This window comes from Veillonella fallax (genome assembly GCF_020687175.1).
Lineage (GTDB): Bacteria > Bacillota > Negativicutes > Veillonellales > Veillonellaceae > Veillonella > Veillonella fallax.
Window position 1 is genome coordinate 1 of the sequence record NZ_JAJEQD010000025.1, and the last position, 16,245, is coordinate 16,245.

Consider the following 16,245-nt stretch of genomic DNA (forward strand, 5'->3'; position numbering starts at 1 on the left):
ATTTGAGCCGCACCAGTGATCATGTTTTTAACATAGTCAGCATGGCCTGGGCAGTCAACGTGTGCATAGTGACGGTTTTCAGTTTCGTATTCAACGTGTGCAGTGTTGATTGTGATACCGCGTTCACGTTCTTCTGGAGCTTTATCGATCATGCTGTAATCTTGGAAATCAGCTTGGCCTTTTTCAGCCAATACTTTAGTGATTGCAGCAGTCAAAGTAGTTTTACCATGGTCAACATGACCGATTGTACCGATGTTAACATGCGGTTTCGTACGTTCAAATTTTTCTTTAGCCATTTTAAATTATCCTCCGAGGAAAATAGTAATTCTATTAATCTAATGTAAGATTAACCGTTTTTCTTTGCTTGAATTTCTTCAGCAATTTTCTTAGGAACTTCTTCGTAATGATCGAATGTCATGGAGTAGTTACCGCGACCTTGAGTTTTGGAACGAAGGTCAGTTGCGTAACCGAACATTTCGCTCAATGGAACATATGCTTTGATATGTTGGTTACCATTACGAGCTTCCATGCCGTCCATGCGACCACGACGGGAGTTCAAGTCACCGATAACGTCGCCCATGTATTCTTCAGGAACGTCTACTTCTACGGACATATATGGTTCAAGCAATGCAGGATCTGCTTTGCGAGCACCTTCTTTAAAGCCCATGGAACCAGCGATTTTGAAGGCCATTTCGTTGGAGTCAACGTCATGGTAGGAGCCGTCAAATACGATAACTTTGATGTCAACCATTGGATAACCAGCGATAACACCGGATTCCATAGCTTCTTTAACACCATTTTCAACAGGTCCGATGTATTCACGAGGAATTGCACCACCTACGACCTTATTTTCAAATTCGAAGCCAGCACCTGGTTCTTGAGGAATTAATTCCAACCAGCAGTGACCATATTGACCACGACCACCAGATTGACGAACGAATTTACCTTCAGATTTAACAGCTTTACGGATAGTTTCGCGATAAGCTACTTGAGGTTTACCTACGTTACATTCTACTTTGAATTCACGGTTCATACGGTCAACGATGATATCCAAGTGAAGTTCGCCCATACCGGAGATAATAGTTTGACCTGTTTCTTCATCAGTACGAACTTTGAAAGTAGGATCTTCTTCTGCCAAACGAGCAAGAGCTGTACCCATTTTTTCTTGGTCAGCTTTTGTTTTAGGTTCAACAGCAACGGAGATAACTGGTTCAGGGAATTCCATGGATTCAAGAATTACAGGATTCTTTTCATCACAAAGAGTATCACCAGTAGTAGTATCTTTCAAGCCTACAGCTGCAGCGATGTCGCCAGCGTAAACCATGTCGATTTCTTTACGAGTGTTAGCGTGCATTTGAAGAATACGGCCGATACGTTCTTTCTTACCTTTTGTGGAGTTGAAAACGTAGGAACCGGATTCCAATGTACCGGAGTACACACGGAAGAACGCTAATTTACCAACATAAGGGTCAGCCATGATTTTGAATGCCAATGCGGAGAATGGTTCATCATCGGAAGAAGGACGAGTAGTTTCTTCTTCAGTACCAGGAACGACACCTTTAATAGCTGGAATGTCGATAGGAGCTGGCATGTAATCCACAACAGCGTCCAATAACATTTGTACACCTTTGTTTTTGTAGGAAGAACCACAAAGAACTGGGAACAATTGGTTAGCAATAACTGCTTTACGCAATGCTGTTTTCAATTCTTCAATGGAGATTTCTTCACCTTCCAAATATTTCATCATAATATCGTCATCAGTTTCAGCGATAGCATCGATCATCATTTCGCGACGAGCTTCAGCTACTTCTTGATATTCTGCTGGGATATCAGTGATTTCATATTCTTTACCGTCATCGGATTTGTAAATTTCCGCTTTCATAGTCATCAAATCGATGATGCCTTCGAAAGTATCTTCAGCGCCGATTGGCACTTGAATAGCTACGGAATTTGCACCCAAACGGGATTTCATCATATCAACTACGTTGAAGAAGTCAGCACCTACAGTATCCATCTTATTTACATAAGCGATACGAGGTACGCCGTAGTTAGAAGCTTGACGCCATACTGTTTCGGATTGTGGTTCAACGCCGCCTTTAGCACTGAATACCGCAACAGAACCGTCAAGTACACGTAGAGAACGTTCTACTTCTACAGTAAAGTCAACGTGACCAGGAGTATCGATGATGTTGATACGATGATCTTTCCAGTGACATGTTGTCGCAGCAGAAGTGATTGTGATACCACGTTCTTGTTCTTGCGCCATCCAGTCCATCGTAGCAGCACCTTCATGTACTTCGCCGATTTTGTGAACAATACCTGTATAGTAGAGGATACGTTCTGTAGTTGTTGTTTTACCAGCATCGATGTGAGCCATGATACCGATATTACGAGTTTTTGCTAGGGAAAACTCTCTTGCCACAGTTGTCACCTCTTATTACCAACGATAATGAGCAAATGCTTTATTAGCTTCTGCCATTTTATGAGTATCTTCTTTTTTCTTGATTGCAGCGCCTGCATTGTTGAAAGCGTCCATCAATTCGCCTGCTAAGCGTTCTTTCATAGTGCGTTCACCACGAAGACGAGCATAGTTTACAACCCAGCGAATACCGAGTGTTTGACGGCGATCAGCACGAACTTCAACTGGCACTTGGTAGTTCGCACCACCGATACGGCGAGCACGCACTTCAAGTACAGGCATAACATTTTTCAATGCTTGATCAAAAACTTCCATTGGGTCTTGACCCATTTTGGAACGAATAATTTCGAATGCATCATATACGATAGTTTCAGCAATGCCTTTTTTGCCATCGTACATAACTTTGTTAATGAAACGTGTTACTAATTTGCTGTTGTACACCGGATCTGGAAGTACATCACGTTTCGGAACAGGGCCTTTTCTTGGCATGTTCAATTCCTCCTTTATAATGATGTGTGTTAATTTCGTTTAATGGCTAAAATTATTTTTTAGCTTTTTTCGCGCCGTATTTGGAACGACTTTGCATACGGTTTTGTACGCCAGCTGTATCCAATGCACCACGAACGATGTGATAACGCACACCTGGAAGGTCTTTTACACGACCGCCTCTGATAAGTACAACACTGTGTTCTTGTAAATTGTGACCAATGCCTGGGATGTAAGCAGTTACTTCAATAGCGTTTGTCAAACGTACACGGGCAACTTTACGAAGCGCGGAGTTTGGTTTCTTTGGAGTAGCTGTGTACACACGAGTACATACACCACGTTTTTGTGGAGATTCTTGAAGCGCTGGAGCTGTAGATTTTTTAGTCAAGCTCATGCGACCTTTGCGTACTAGCTGATTAATTGTTGGCATTTGGGCACCTCCTTTCCAAATTTGAGATTTATAATTGATCCGTCATAACAAAGTGTTACATCGGATATTACCAAGATTAACGTAGGATGCCTACCGCTGTGGCCCGCACCTTAATGCGACACGCACGACCAAGGTCATCCATAGTGTGCTTGTCATTCACAGGTATTCCCTGTTCAGCACAAGCATTTCGTATAGGTCCAACTACACTTTCATCACTATCATGTCCTACGAACACATACTTCACAGTCCCTCGTGCAATGTTTTTCAACGTTTGCTTGGCACCGATTGTTTTGTTCATCGACTTCAGATGGGCAATGTCCATAGTAAAATTCTCCTTACGAAATTATGCTACTTAGGCATACTTGCCCCTGAGCACTATGTAAGTATACCAATTACACAATCACATGTCAAACGTTTTTCGACGCTCCACACCGCTATACAACTGCATTTTATATGTACACGTTTCCGTGCGTTTCATAATGGCGAATCATATAACAATATATGTAATTTTTATGCAAAAACAGCTATTTTATTCTCATTTTTATACATTATTTTTATATTATTTTAAATAATCACATTTCATGTATGCATAATTGATATAACTGAAAAATAAATAGTCATTTTTTAGTTCAATTTTATTAACCATATTCAATATATCTATATTATCAAACTTATAGGTTTATTTATTCTTTCTGACAATTACATCTTAACAGAGAAATTTAGTATCTATAAAAAAGAGCGTGCCCTAAGGCACGCTCTCTTCTATTGCAATAGATTATTCTTCTACAGCAGCTTCTTCTGTAATATCGATGATTTCAGGTGTGTTTTTAACAACCTCAATCTTACGGTAACGACTCATGCCAGTACCAGCAGGAATCAATTTACCGATGATTACATTTTCTTTTAAGCCCAATAATGGATCGATTTTACCTTTGATAGCAGCGTCGGTAAGAACACGTGTTGTTTCTTGGAAGGACGCAGCAGACAAGAAGGAATCCGTAGCCAATGCAGCTTTAGTAATACCCAACAATGTACGTTTGCCTGTAGCATTTTCACGGCCATTAAGAGTAAGACGACGGTTTTCTTCGTCAAAAGTATTAACGTCGACCATATCCCCTGGAAGCATATCTGCATCGCCAGCTGTTTCAACTTTTACTTTATGAAGCATTTGACGAACGATAACTTCGATATGTTTATCGTTAATTTCTACACCTTGAGATTTATATACTTTTTGTACTTCGTAAACGAGGTAACGTTGAGTTGCTTCTGTACCCATTACACGCATAATGTCATGAGGGTTAATAGAACCTTCTGTCAAACGTGCACCTAAGGATACAACATCACCGTCTTTAACGATAATGCGAGAACCATAAGGGATGAGGTAATCAAGTTCAATACCGTCTTCACCAGTAATGAAGATTGTATTAGTACCTTTTTTACCTTCGTTAGGTACAACGCGAACTGTACCTTCATTTTCTGCGATGATAGCATTACGTTTTGGTTTACGCGCCTCGAACAATTCTTCAACACGTGGCAAACCTTGTGTAATATCGTCACCAGCGACACCACCTGTATGGAATGTACGCATTGTCAACTGAGTACCAGGTTCACCGATGGATTGCGCTGCAATAATGCCTACAGCTTCACCAACTTGAACTTGACCGCCTGTACCAAGGTCGCGACCATAGCACTTGCGACATACGCCATAAGGGCTGCGGCAAGTTAATACGGAACGGATTTTAACTGTTTCATAGTGTTTTACAACTTCATCAGCCAATGGTTCTGTGATTTCACCGTTAAGAGGAACGATAACTTCGCCAGTTTCTTTATTAACCAATTCTTCAGCTGCAATACGACCTACGATACGATCTTTTAATGGTTCAATAACGCCAGTACCCTCAACGATCGCTTCCACTTCGATACCGTGGATTTCGTTATTGCGTACTTGTACTTCTTTTACATCGGAATTAAGGATAGCTTCGATACCTTCTTCAGTGAGACGTGTATCAGCAGGGAAGATTTCTACACCTTCGCTGTCAACGATAGCATGTACAGTATCCTTGTTCAACATATTTTGAACCATAGTTTCTTTCAATGTTGCACGGATACTGTCATCGCTTTCACCAAGAATAATTTTTTGAACCAAGTTAGTATGGTTGATATCGCTGTCAGAACCTAAATGTACACCGCGCAATGCGATAGATGTTACGCCGGATTCAGCAATATCAGCTAAACATTGTTCGTCTAAGATAGTTTCGGAAGGTACAACAAGTTCCCCTGTTTCTACATTCACAACATCTTTATCTAATACACGACCAATAAGTTTATCTTTCAACAATTCCAATGCTTGACGTGGAGATGTAGCCAAACGAGCGCGTTCACGAACGAGATCGATACCTACAACGTCACAATCGTCCTCGCGAACGATAACGTCTTGAGATACGTCAACAAGACGACGAGTCAAGTAACCGGAGTCAGCTGTACGAAGCGCTGTATCGGCCAAACCTTTACGAGCACCATGAGAGGATGTAAAGTAATCCAATACAGTCAAGCCTTCTTTAAAGTTTGCTTTGATTGGCAAGTCGATGATACGACCAGATGGATCGGCCATCAAGCCACGCATACCAGCAAGCTGACGGATCTGTTGTTTGTTACCACGGGCACCAGAGATAGCCATCATGTAAACAGGGTTGAAGCCATCTTTATCGCGCGCCATATTATCCATCATGGCATCAGTAACATCTTCTGTTGCTTGAGTCCACAATTGGATAGTTTTACGGTAACGTTCTTCTTCTGTAATAAGACCACGACGATACAAGCGAGATACTTTTTCTACTTCTTGTTCCGCTGTGTCTAACAAGCCAGTTTTTACTTCTGGTACTTTAATATCTGCAATAGCTACAGTCATACCTGCGCGACGTGCGAAGGAGTAACCCAAGGATTTAATACGGTCCAAGAGTTCTGCAGTCTTTTCATTGCCAAACAATTGGAAGCATTGGTCAACCAATTTACCAACTGTTTTCTTATCCATAACCTTACCTAAAGAGTAAGTGCCATCTTCACGTTTTTCATATTGCCACAATTCTGGGAATAGTGCATTGTTGAAGATCAAGCGACCTGCCGTTGTTTCTACACGGCCATGGTCAGGTAAACGGATATAAAGAATATCTTGCAAGCCAATAATATGAGATTCGTATGCAAGCATTACTTCATCATAAGTAGCAAATGTTTTTGCTTTATCACGAGTATCTTCACGTACAACTGTTAAGTAGTATGTACCCAAGATCATATCTTGAGATGGTACTGCTACTGGCTTACCGTCCTTAGTGGACAAGATATTATGGCTAGAAAGCATCAATGTACGAGCTTCCGCTTGTGCTTCTACGGACAATGGTAAGTGACATGCCATTTGGTCACCGTCAAAGTCGGCGTTGAAGGCTGTACATACTAATGGATGCAATTTGATAGCACGGCCTTCCCAAAGGATTGGTTCGAAGGCTTGGATACCAAGTCTATGCAATGTAGGGGCACGGTTCAAGAGAACTGGATGTTCTTTGATTACCTCTTCCAAGGCTTCCCATACACCAAGACCGATTCTTTCTACTTGGCGTTTAGCAGCCTTAATGTTGGATGCTTGACCACGCTCTACCAAACGTTTCATAACGAAAGGTTTGAACAATTCCAATGCCATTTCTTTAGGCAAACCACATTGGTGCATTTTAAGTTCAGGACCTACTACGATAACGGAACGACCGGAGTAGTCAACACGTTTACCAAGCAAGTTTTGACGGAAACGACCTTGTTTACCTTTAAGCATATCGGACAAAGATTTTAATGGACGATTACCAGGACCTGTTACAGGACGGCCACGGCGACCATTATCAATCAATGCGTCAACAGCTTCTTGAAGCATACGTTTTTCGTTGCGCACAATGATATCAGGAGCACCTAAATCTAACAAACGTTTCAAACGGTTGTTACGGTTGATAACACGACGATACAAATCATTGAGGTCAGATGTAGCGAAACGGCCACCATCTAATTGAACCATAGGGCGCAATTCAGGTGGGATAACAGGAACAACATCCATGATCATCCATTCTGGGCGGTTGCCAGATTGACGGAATGCTTCTACTACTTCTAAACGACGAACTGCACGGATTTTACGTTGACCACTAGCAGTGTTCAATTCTTCGCGCAATTCAGCATTCAATGCTTCAAGATCAAGTTCTGCTAAAAGAGCCTTTACAGCCTCAGCACCCATATCGATACATACGAAGAGAACTTCTTCAGCAGCGCCCAATTCATAACGCTCTTCACGAGTTAATTCTTCGTATTCTTTATCTGCTTCTGGGATTGTTGCATCATCGCGAAGAGCCGCATTATAGCGCTCTTTGCGTTGTGCTTCACGAACAATAGCCAAACGTTCGTTACGTTGAGCTACTGTTTCGATTACGACGGATTTACCACCGATAGTATAACCGTCTTCGTTAAATTGAGCTTCATATTCGCGGTACTCTTGCTCGGACAACAATTGGCGTTTTGCCAATGGAGTACCAGCTGGATCTACTACGATGTAGGAAGCAAAGTATAATACGCGTTCCAAAGAACGTGGAGATACATCAAGGATTAGGCCCATGCGGGATGGGATACCTTTAAAGTACCAAATGTGAGATACAGGAGTAGCCAATTGGATATGGCCCATACGTTCACGACGTACTTTTGCACGTGTAACCTCTACACCACATTTATCGCAGACTACGCCTTTATGGCGAATGCGTTTATATTTGCCGCAGTGACATTCCCAGTCCTTTGTTGGTCCAAAAATGCGTTCGCAGAATAGACCATCACGTTCTGGCTTCAACGTACGGTAGTTAATAGTTTCAGGTTTCTTAACTTCCCCATGAGACCAAGCTAAGATCTGCTCTGGAGAGGCTAAACCGATTCGCATGGAATCGAATTCATTTACGTCTAGCACTACTATCGCTCCCTTCCTTATAGATAGTTTTAGTCTTCATCGTTAGAGGAATCGCCCATTGGGAACGCCAATTGGCTAAGGATATCGTCTTCACCGCCGTTATCAGCAGGTGCTTCTTCCTCTACTTCTGGCTCTACTACAGTTACTTCATCAGTTTCTACTGCACTGCCTTCCATAACTTCTTCAATGCCAGTTTCTACCACTTCATCTTCGTCATCAAGTTCTTTCATAACTACTTCTTCTTGATCTTCATTCAAGATTTTTACATCAAGACCAATACTTTGAAGTTCTTTGAGCAATACCTTGAAGGACTCAGGTACACCTGGTTCAGGGATGTTTTCGCCTTTAACGATTTTTTCGTATGCTTTCACACGACCAACAACGTCGTCAGACTTAACAGTTAATAGCTCTTGAAGTGTATAAGCTGCGCCATATGCTTCGAGAGCCCAAACTTCCATTTCCCCGAAACGTTGACCACCGAATTGAGCTTTACCGCCCAATGGTTGTTGTGTAACAAGGGAGTACGGACCTGTGGAACGAGCATGGATTTTATCATCAACCAAGTGATGGAGTTTAAGCATGTATACGTAACCAACTGTTACACGGTTATCCATAGGTTCACCAGTACGACCATCGTACAATACTGTTTTACCATCATCGGAACGACCAGCAATGCCTAATGTTTCAAATACATCTTTTTCATGCGCACCATCAAATACAGGTGTAGCAATGTGAATACCAGCTACATCTGGTTTTGGCATGCCATATGTTTCATAATCGTAACCAAGGCCTTCGAGTTCATGACGAATTTCAACGCGTTTAGCACGAGCAGATTCAATATGGTTCAATGTAGTTTTAACTTTATTAATAGCTTCTAATTCTTCCACAAGAGCTGGATCCATTTCTGGAGCATCTTCTTCAGAGTCGAAGAATTCTACATGAAGTGCATTGTATTTAGCTTCAATAGCTTTAAGTTCTTGATAACGAGCTTCGCCGCCAAGAGCTTCAAGTTTCTTTTGCGCTGCAGACTCTACATGACCAAGAATTTGAGATTTCAAGTCGATGATTTTTTCATCGATGTCGAAATGAGGAACAGTTACATCTTCTTTAGCTTTTACTTCTAATTCTTCAATTTCAGCATATAAGCCGCGAATAGCGTCGATTTGTTCCCAGTAAGATGCATCAGTACGAGCTTCTTTCAATACATTTTGGATGTGAAGGTCTGTAGCTTTGATTTTCATACCTAAGCCTTGAACAGCCCAACCCAAGTGAGTTTCAAGAACCTGACCGATGTTCATACGAGAAGGTACGCCCAATGGGTTCAATACGATTTGTACTGGAGTACCATCTGGAAGGAATGGCATATCTTCTTTTCTCATAACGCGAGAAACGACACCTTTATTACCATGACGGCCCGCCATTTTATCGCCTTCGTGAATCTTACGTTTTTGAGCGATGTATACGCGAACAAGTTTATTTACACCTGGTTGTAATTCGTCGCCGTTTTCACGAGTGAAGACTTTAACGTCTACAACTTTACCAGATTCGCCATGAGGTACGCGCAAGGATGTGTCGCGAACTTCGCGTTCTTTATCACCGAAGATAGCGCGTAATAAGCGTTCTTCAGGAGTTAATTCAGTTTCACCTTTTGGTGTAGCTTTACCTACGAGAATGTCGCCAGGATGTACTTCTGCACCAATACAGATGATACCATCTTCATCAAGGTTTTTAAGTGTGTCATCACCAGTATTAGGTAATTCACGAGTGATTTCTTCGGCACCTAATTTAGTGTCACGCGCATCGCATTCGTACTCTTCAATATGAATGGATGTATAGATATCTTCTTTGCAAAGTTCTTCACTAAGCAAGATCGCATCTTCGTAGTTATAACCTTCCCAAGGCATGAACGCTACAAGAACGTTATAACCTAACGCTAATTCACCGCCATCAGTAGCAGGGCCATCAGCCAATACTTGGCCTTTTACAACATGGTCGCCACGATTAACGATTGGTTTTTGGTTAAAGCATGTGGATTGGTTAGAACGAAGGAATTTATTCAAACGATATGTATCAACACGACCATCGCTATCGCGAAGAACGTGGATTTCATTACCCCAGCAACGTACAACTTTACCAGCTTCGCGAGCAAGTACGCAAACGCCGGAGTCAGTAGCTGCTGTATATTCCATACCTGTACCAACAAGTGGAGCTTGAGCGCGCAAGAGTGGTACCGCTTGACGTTGCATGTTCGCCCCCATCAAGGCACGGTTAGCATCGTCATTTTCAAGGAATGGAATCATAGCTGTACCGATGGATACAACTTCTTTTGGACTAACGTCCATGTAGTCTACCTTATCAGGTGTAACTTCCAATACGTCATGACCACGACGACAAGCTACGTGTTCATTAGTAAAGTAACCTTCACCATCGATTGGGGAGTTCGCTTGGGCAATTGTCATGCCTTCTTCTTCATCAGCTGTCATATATACAACAGAATCTGTGACACGAACTTTTACAACTTTGTCTGCATCGGCGCCTGTACCATAGATTTTTTCTACTTTACGGTATGGAGCCTCAATGAAACCAAATTCATTTACTTTCGCATAGTTAGACAAGGAGTTAATCAAACCGATGTTTGGACCTTCTGGAGTTTCGATTGGACACATACGGCCATAGTGAGAGTGATGCACGTCACGAACTTCGAAGCCTGCACGCTCACGAGATAAACCGCCAGGGCCAAGGGCAGAAAGACGACGTTTATGAGTCAATTCTGCTAATGGGTTTGTTTGGTCCATGAACTGGGACAATTGGGAAGAACCAAAGAATTCTTTGATTGCTGCCACTACAGGGCGAATGTTAATCAACGCTTGAGGCGTGATAGATTCGATTTCTTGAATTGTCATACGTTCACGAACAACGCGTTCCATACGAGTTAAACCAATACGGAATTGGTTTTGCAACAATTCACCCACACAGCGAAGACGACGGTTGCCCAAGTGGTCGATATCATCTGTATGACCTGCGCCATCCATAAGGTTGAGCAAGTAAGAGATGTTAGCGATCATGTCTTCACGTGTTACTGTACGGTGATCGTATGGCAAGTTGCAGTTATTACAGATAACTTTGGATTCTACACCATCGTTATTTACGATGTAGAACTCAGCGAAGCCTTCACCATCGAATACATGGCTATTAGCAACGATATCAAGTTGTTCTTCCCCAACTTGTACACCTGCATCAAGAATGATTTCGCCAGTTTCTGGATCTACGATTGGTTGAGCCAATGTTTGACCCAACATACGTTGACGCCAGCCGAGTTTTTTGTTTAATTTGTAACGACCAACGCGCGCTAAATCATAACGGCGTGCATCGAAGAACAAGTTATCAAACAAGTTACGAGCAGACTCTACGGTTGGAGGCTCGCCTGGACGTAATTTTTTATAGATTTCAACCAATGCTTCATCAGCAGATTGAGTTGTATCTTTTTCTAATGTACGAACGATGCGTTCATCATATACTGGCAAACCATCTTCATCAGTTTTACCATTCCAGAAGAGGTCAAGGATGCTTTCATTAGTATCCCAACCTAATGCACGTACCAATACAGTAGCTGGTAATTTACGATTACGGTCAATACGAACAGCAACAACTTCGCTAGCATCAGTTTCAAGTTCAATCCATGCGCCACGGTTAGGAATAACTGTGGAATCGTACAAACGGTTACCCATTGTATCGATTTCTTTATTGTAGTAAACGCCTGGAGAACGTACCAATTGGGATACGATTACACGTTCTGCACCATTGATGATGAAAGTACCTGTGTCAGTCATCAATGGGAAATCGCCCATGAATACTTCTTGTTCTTTAATGTCCATATTTTCTGGATCATTATTTACCAAGCGAATATTTACACGAAGTGGTGCTGCGTAAGTAGCATCACGGTTTTTACATTCATTAATATCATACTTAGGTTCACCTAAGCTGAAACCTTCGAAAGAAAGTACTAGATTACCTGAATTGTCTTTAATCGGAGAAATATCGTTGAAAATATTTTGTAAACCACTCTCCAAGAACCACTCATACGATTTACGCTGAATGTCCAATAAATGCGGCATCTTGATAACTTCGTTAATTTTTGCGTACGTATAACGAGTTCGTTTGCCTACCTGTTCAGGTTTGAACATATTTGCTTTCACCCCTATCAAAACACACTGGTCTACCATTTTCTATAACGGCACGGAAAAGACATCTTACAGGTCTCAGTTTTCCTGCTCGGATAACGTCAAATAAAGCAAGGCCCATTTCATTTTTAAAAATAACCTTGCTTTCCATTAACCAAGCACAACCTTGGAAGAAAACCTCATCACTATTCAAGTTATAGTTTTTATATCCAAAAGCAGGAAACGCTACTTTTGCAATATATAATTTTATCAGTATTAAAAAAGACTGTCAACCAAAAGGGTTGACAGTCTTTCATTTTCATGCTTTATTCATGTATTAAAACAACTGACTATGTTAGTTGCCTTTTTGTTTTAAAAGATTAGCACCAGCAATACCAGGGCGAGTCATTTCTTTAGGAGAAAGGATATGATTAATTTCATCTTCAGTCAATAAACCTTTTTCCAAGATGATATCACGGATAGCACGACCAGTAGTATACGCTTCTTTTGCAAGAGAAGATGCTGTTTCATAGCCAAGATGTGGCAACAATGCTGTTACGATACCAACGGAACGATTCAACCAGTATTCGCATTGTTCACGATCCACTTCAAGATCCACGAGTAATTTATCAACGAATGTATTTACGCCGTTTTTGAGGTAGCAAAGATTATTGAACAAATTGTAAGCCAATACAGGTTCCATTACGTTCAATTCGAATTGACCATTTTCTACAGCCAATGTAATTGTTAAGTCATTACCGATAACTTGGTAACATACTTGGTTCAATACTTCGGCGATAACAGGGTTAACCTTGCCTGGCATGATGGAAGAACCAGGTTGGCGAGCAGGCAATTTTAATTCCCCAATACCACAACGAGGACCAGATGCCATTAAGCGGAAGTCGTTGGCCATTTTAATCAATACAAGAGCAGTTACTTTCAAACCACTGGAGATATCAGCAAAGATATCTGTATTGTTCGTAGCATCAATTAAGTTTTCCGCAGTGTAGAATGGTTCACCTACTACTTCACTAAGTTCGTATGCTACATCATGAATATAATTAGGTTCCGCATTAAGACCTGTACCAACTGCAGTAGCACCCATGTTAATTACATGAGCACCTTCAACGGCAGATTTAATACGTTTAATACCACGGCGAACACCAGATGCATAGGCACCCATTTCTTGGCCTAATGTAATTGGCACTGCATCTTGTAAATGAGTACGACCCATTTTCAAAATTTCGCTATATTCATCAGCCTTTTTCTCAAGTTCATCAACAAGGCGTTGTAATGCTTCAAGTAAAGGTTTAGATTTTAAAATTGCACATACCTTGATTGCTGTTGGGAAAGCATCATTTGTAGATTGTGCCATATTACAATGGTTGTTAGGGCTTACAATATCATAGCTTCCTTTTGGATGACCCAAAATTTCACAAGCACGGTTAGCCAATACTTCGTTCATATTCATGTTTACAGAAGTACCTGCGCCACCTTGAATTGGATCAACAGGGAATTGGTCCGCAAATTGACCTTCAATTACTTCGTCCGCAGCTTGTACAATAGCTTTACCAATAGATACATTTAAGCGACCAGTTTTCATATTCGCTAAAGCAGATGCTTTTTTAACCATCGCCAAGGCTTTGATAAAGTCTTGGTCCAAGTGTTTACCTGTAATATGGAAGTTTTCTAATGCACGAATTGTTTGTACACCGTAATATAATTCATCAGCTACTTCTAATTCACCTAAGAAATCATGTTCTTTTCTCATAATAAATCCTCTTTCTACTATTTTTATACAAAATAGTATTTCAATGAAACGGTTTTATCTTACGCGCTCATTATAGCATGTATTTTGTATACATAAAAGTCATTTCATGTATTCTGTACAAACAATATTCTATACAATATATTATTTCATAAATAATTTTTTTGTAACTATTTCCATATTGATAAAAGCTTTATCTTTCATTGGTTTAATTATTACACGCCCTATAGTACAATAATATAAAATATGTAAGTAAGGAGTAATTATGATTAACAATCACATGTTGCGCATAGGTGCGCTATTTTTATTAACCGTACTGAGTTACGGTTTCTATAATGCCTATCTGCCCATAACAGATCCGGTTGAATCTAACTATGTATTATCTGCTATTACAATGCTAAAGCATAACTCATGGATATCACCCATGATATATGACCAAGTCTGGTATGATAAACCGCCCCTCACCTATTGGGCGCTCATGATCAGTTATAAACTATTCGGCATATCTGACTTTGCATCCCGCATACCGAATACACTCATTGCCGGTGGCAGTGTAGCGCTTATGTACCATCTTGTGTATCGCATCAAAGAGTCCACGTATATAGCGGTAACAAGTGCCATACTTATATTTAGTGCCTTACAGTTCTGGTACATTTCACACGCAGTCATAACAGACGGCTTCCTCTTCTTCTTTTCACTAGCCATCTTCGGCTATTCTTATCTAGCTTTCACCAAGAACGATAAACATTCCATGGTAAAAGCCTATGGGGCAGCAGCCTTAGCTGTTGTAACTAAAGGGCCTGTTGGTATTGTTCTGCCTGGATTAATACTACTACTATTCATTGCTGCACGATGGTTCACCCAAAAAGATAAGGATGAATACTCACTCGCTAAGGATATTACATTATTATTTAATCCTTTGGGAATTCTACTATTTATAGTTCTCGCCAGTCCATGGTACATCGCTATGTACTCGATTCACGGTCAAGAATTCATATCTGGTTTCCTAGGGCTTCACAACATGGAGCGAGCACTTGTATCTGAGCATCCAAAATTCAATGTTTGGTATTATTATCTAATCATTGTCCCTCTTGCTCTTTTACCATGGACACCAGCCGTTATTTACCGACTCAAAAACATTACATGGAAAAATAATTTTTATCTTCTCGGCGCCATCTGGTTTGTAGTAATTGTATTATTCTATTCACTAGTGGCCACAAAGTATATAACCTATACGTTACCAGCAATAATCCCATGTCTTATCTGGGGTGCTGAAGCTATCACAACTAGCTGCCATAACAAGAGTACTAGTTTTAAATATATTGTAACGATTCCATTAGGCATATATACAATCTTATTCCTAGTAGCCAGCATCGCAACACCAGAATTAAATCCTATACCATTAATTAGTGCATTCGTATTACTAGTACTATTTGCACTAGTAGTTAAACGGTATAGAAATCGCAACGTACCATTATCTATCTATTTAGCCACACCTTTAACTATTTTATATACGGCAATCACAATAACTGTAACACCTATTTTATCTGATCAATCGGGGCTTCAATTCAAGCCATATATTGAGTCAAGTGCACAACACATATATATATATGGTACCTACTATACATCTATTGTGTATTATACAAAAGATACACCAACTCAAGTATTTGTACATACTACAGATAATCCAGTATGGACAGCAGGCAAAACATTGATGCCCACAATAACAGTAGAAGAGTTTGATACAAGGATATCTAATGAAAAAGGTGCTACCATCATTGTGCCAAATAAATATAGTAAAGAATTTGCTAATTCACCAACCAATAACATAGCAACAGAAGTTGGAAAAACTAAATCGGCTAGCATTTATAAAATTCAATAATCATAGCCAAAACCGGCTAATTGGTATTGATAGATAACTACAAATTTGGGTTATAGGACAAAACGTGTTGGTACTTTAATCCCAATCATTGAAAGATAATTTGTCATAGTTATGCAAATCAC

At 40.6% G+C, this 16,245-nt stretch carries 9 protein-coding genes; 1 reads left to right on the top strand and 8 read right to left on the bottom strand.

Annotation, left to right across the window (positions count from 1 at the left end; all coding sequences use genetic code 11):
* From LKD20_RS08940 to LKD20_RS08975, 8 genes are all read right to left on the bottom strand, one after another.
* The coding region (locus LKD20_RS08940; protein WP_205096799.1) for a GTP-binding protein at nucleotides 1–296 on the bottom strand (296 nt) is incomplete at its 3' end.
* A gap of 50 nt (nucleotides 297–346) precedes the next feature.
* Nucleotides 347–2,422 carry an elongation factor G gene (fusA, locus tag LKD20_RS08945; protein ID WP_005385490.1) on the bottom strand — a complete coding sequence of 692 codons (2,076 nt, stop codon included), beginning with the start codon at nucleotides 2,420–2,422 and terminating at the stop codon, nucleotides 347–349.
* Nucleotides 2,423–2,437: 15 nt separating this feature from the next.
* A complete protein-coding gene (gene rpsG, locus LKD20_RS08950; protein WP_004693556.1) occupies nucleotides 2,438–2,908 on the bottom strand; it encodes a 30S ribosomal protein S7 in 471 nt (156 codons plus the stop codon).
* Between the two features lie 52 nt (nucleotides 2,909–2,960).
* A complete protein-coding gene (gene rpsL, locus LKD20_RS08955) occupies nucleotides 2,961–3,335 on the bottom strand; it encodes a 30S ribosomal protein S12 (protein WP_004693554.1) in 375 nt (124 codons plus the stop codon).
* A gap of 76 nt (nucleotides 3,336–3,411) precedes the next feature.
* Entirely contained in the window at nucleotides 3,412–3,657 is a 246-nt protein-coding gene (locus LKD20_RS08960) for a ribosomal L7Ae/L30e/S12e/Gadd45 family protein (protein ID WP_005385487.1), read from the bottom strand.
* A 453-nt stretch (nucleotides 3,658–4,110) separates the two neighbouring features.
* The gene (rpoC, locus tag LKD20_RS08965; protein WP_349226941.1) at nucleotides 4,111–8,313 is read right to left on the bottom strand and encodes a DNA-directed RNA polymerase subunit beta'; all 4,203 of its coding nucleotides are present in this window, start codon (nucleotides 8,311–8,313) and stop codon (nucleotides 4,111–4,113) included.
* Between the two features lie 29 nt (nucleotides 8,314–8,342).
* Nucleotides 8,343–12,497 carry a DNA-directed RNA polymerase subunit beta gene (rpoB, locus tag LKD20_RS08970; protein ID WP_227721541.1) on the bottom strand — a complete coding sequence of 1,385 codons (4,155 nt, stop codon included), beginning with the start codon at nucleotides 12,495–12,497 and terminating at the stop codon, nucleotides 8,343–8,345.
* A 331-nt stretch (nucleotides 12,498–12,828) separates the two neighbouring features.
* On the bottom strand, nucleotides 12,829–14,244 hold the full coding sequence (locus LKD20_RS08975; RefSeq protein ID WP_178885497.1) for an aspartate ammonia-lyase: 1,416 nt from the start codon (nucleotides 14,242–14,244) through the stop codon (nucleotides 12,829–12,831).
* 262 nt (nucleotides 14,245–14,506) lie between these two features.
* Between LKD20_RS08975 and LKD20_RS08980 the strand changes: the two genes are divergently transcribed.
* Nucleotides 14,507–16,123 carry an ArnT family glycosyltransferase gene (locus tag LKD20_RS08980; RefSeq protein ID WP_227721542.1) on the top strand — a complete coding sequence of 539 codons (1,617 nt, stop codon included), beginning with the start codon at nucleotides 14,507–14,509 and terminating at the stop codon, nucleotides 16,121–16,123.
* Nucleotides 16,124–16,245 lie beyond the last annotated feature (122 nt).

What these genes read in the sequence shown, in the direction of transcription:
- rpsG (WP_004693556.1), bottom strand. Translation starts at nt 2,908, where the DNA reads ATGCCAAGAAAAGGCCCTGTTCCGAAACGTGATGTACTTCCAGATCCG.
- rpsL (WP_004693554.1), bottom strand. Translation starts at nt 3,335, where the DNA reads ATGCCAACAATTAATCAGCTAGTACGCAAAGGTCGCATGAGCTTGACT.
- LKD20_RS08960 (WP_005385487.1), bottom strand. Translation starts at nt 3,657, where the DNA reads ATGGACATTGCCCATCTGAAGTCGATGAACAAAACAATCGGTGCCAAG.
- rpoB (WP_227721541.1), bottom strand. Translation starts at nt 12,497, where the DNA reads ATGTTCAAACCTGAACAGGTAGGCAAACGAACTCGTTATACGTACGCA.
- LKD20_RS08975 (WP_178885497.1), bottom strand. Translation starts at nt 14,244, where the DNA reads ATGAGAAAAGAACATGATTTCTTAGGTGAATTAGAAGTAGCTGATGAA.
- LKD20_RS08980 (WP_227721542.1), top strand. Translation starts at nt 14,507, where the DNA reads ATGATTAACAATCACATGTTGCGCATAGGTGCGCTATTTTTATTAACC.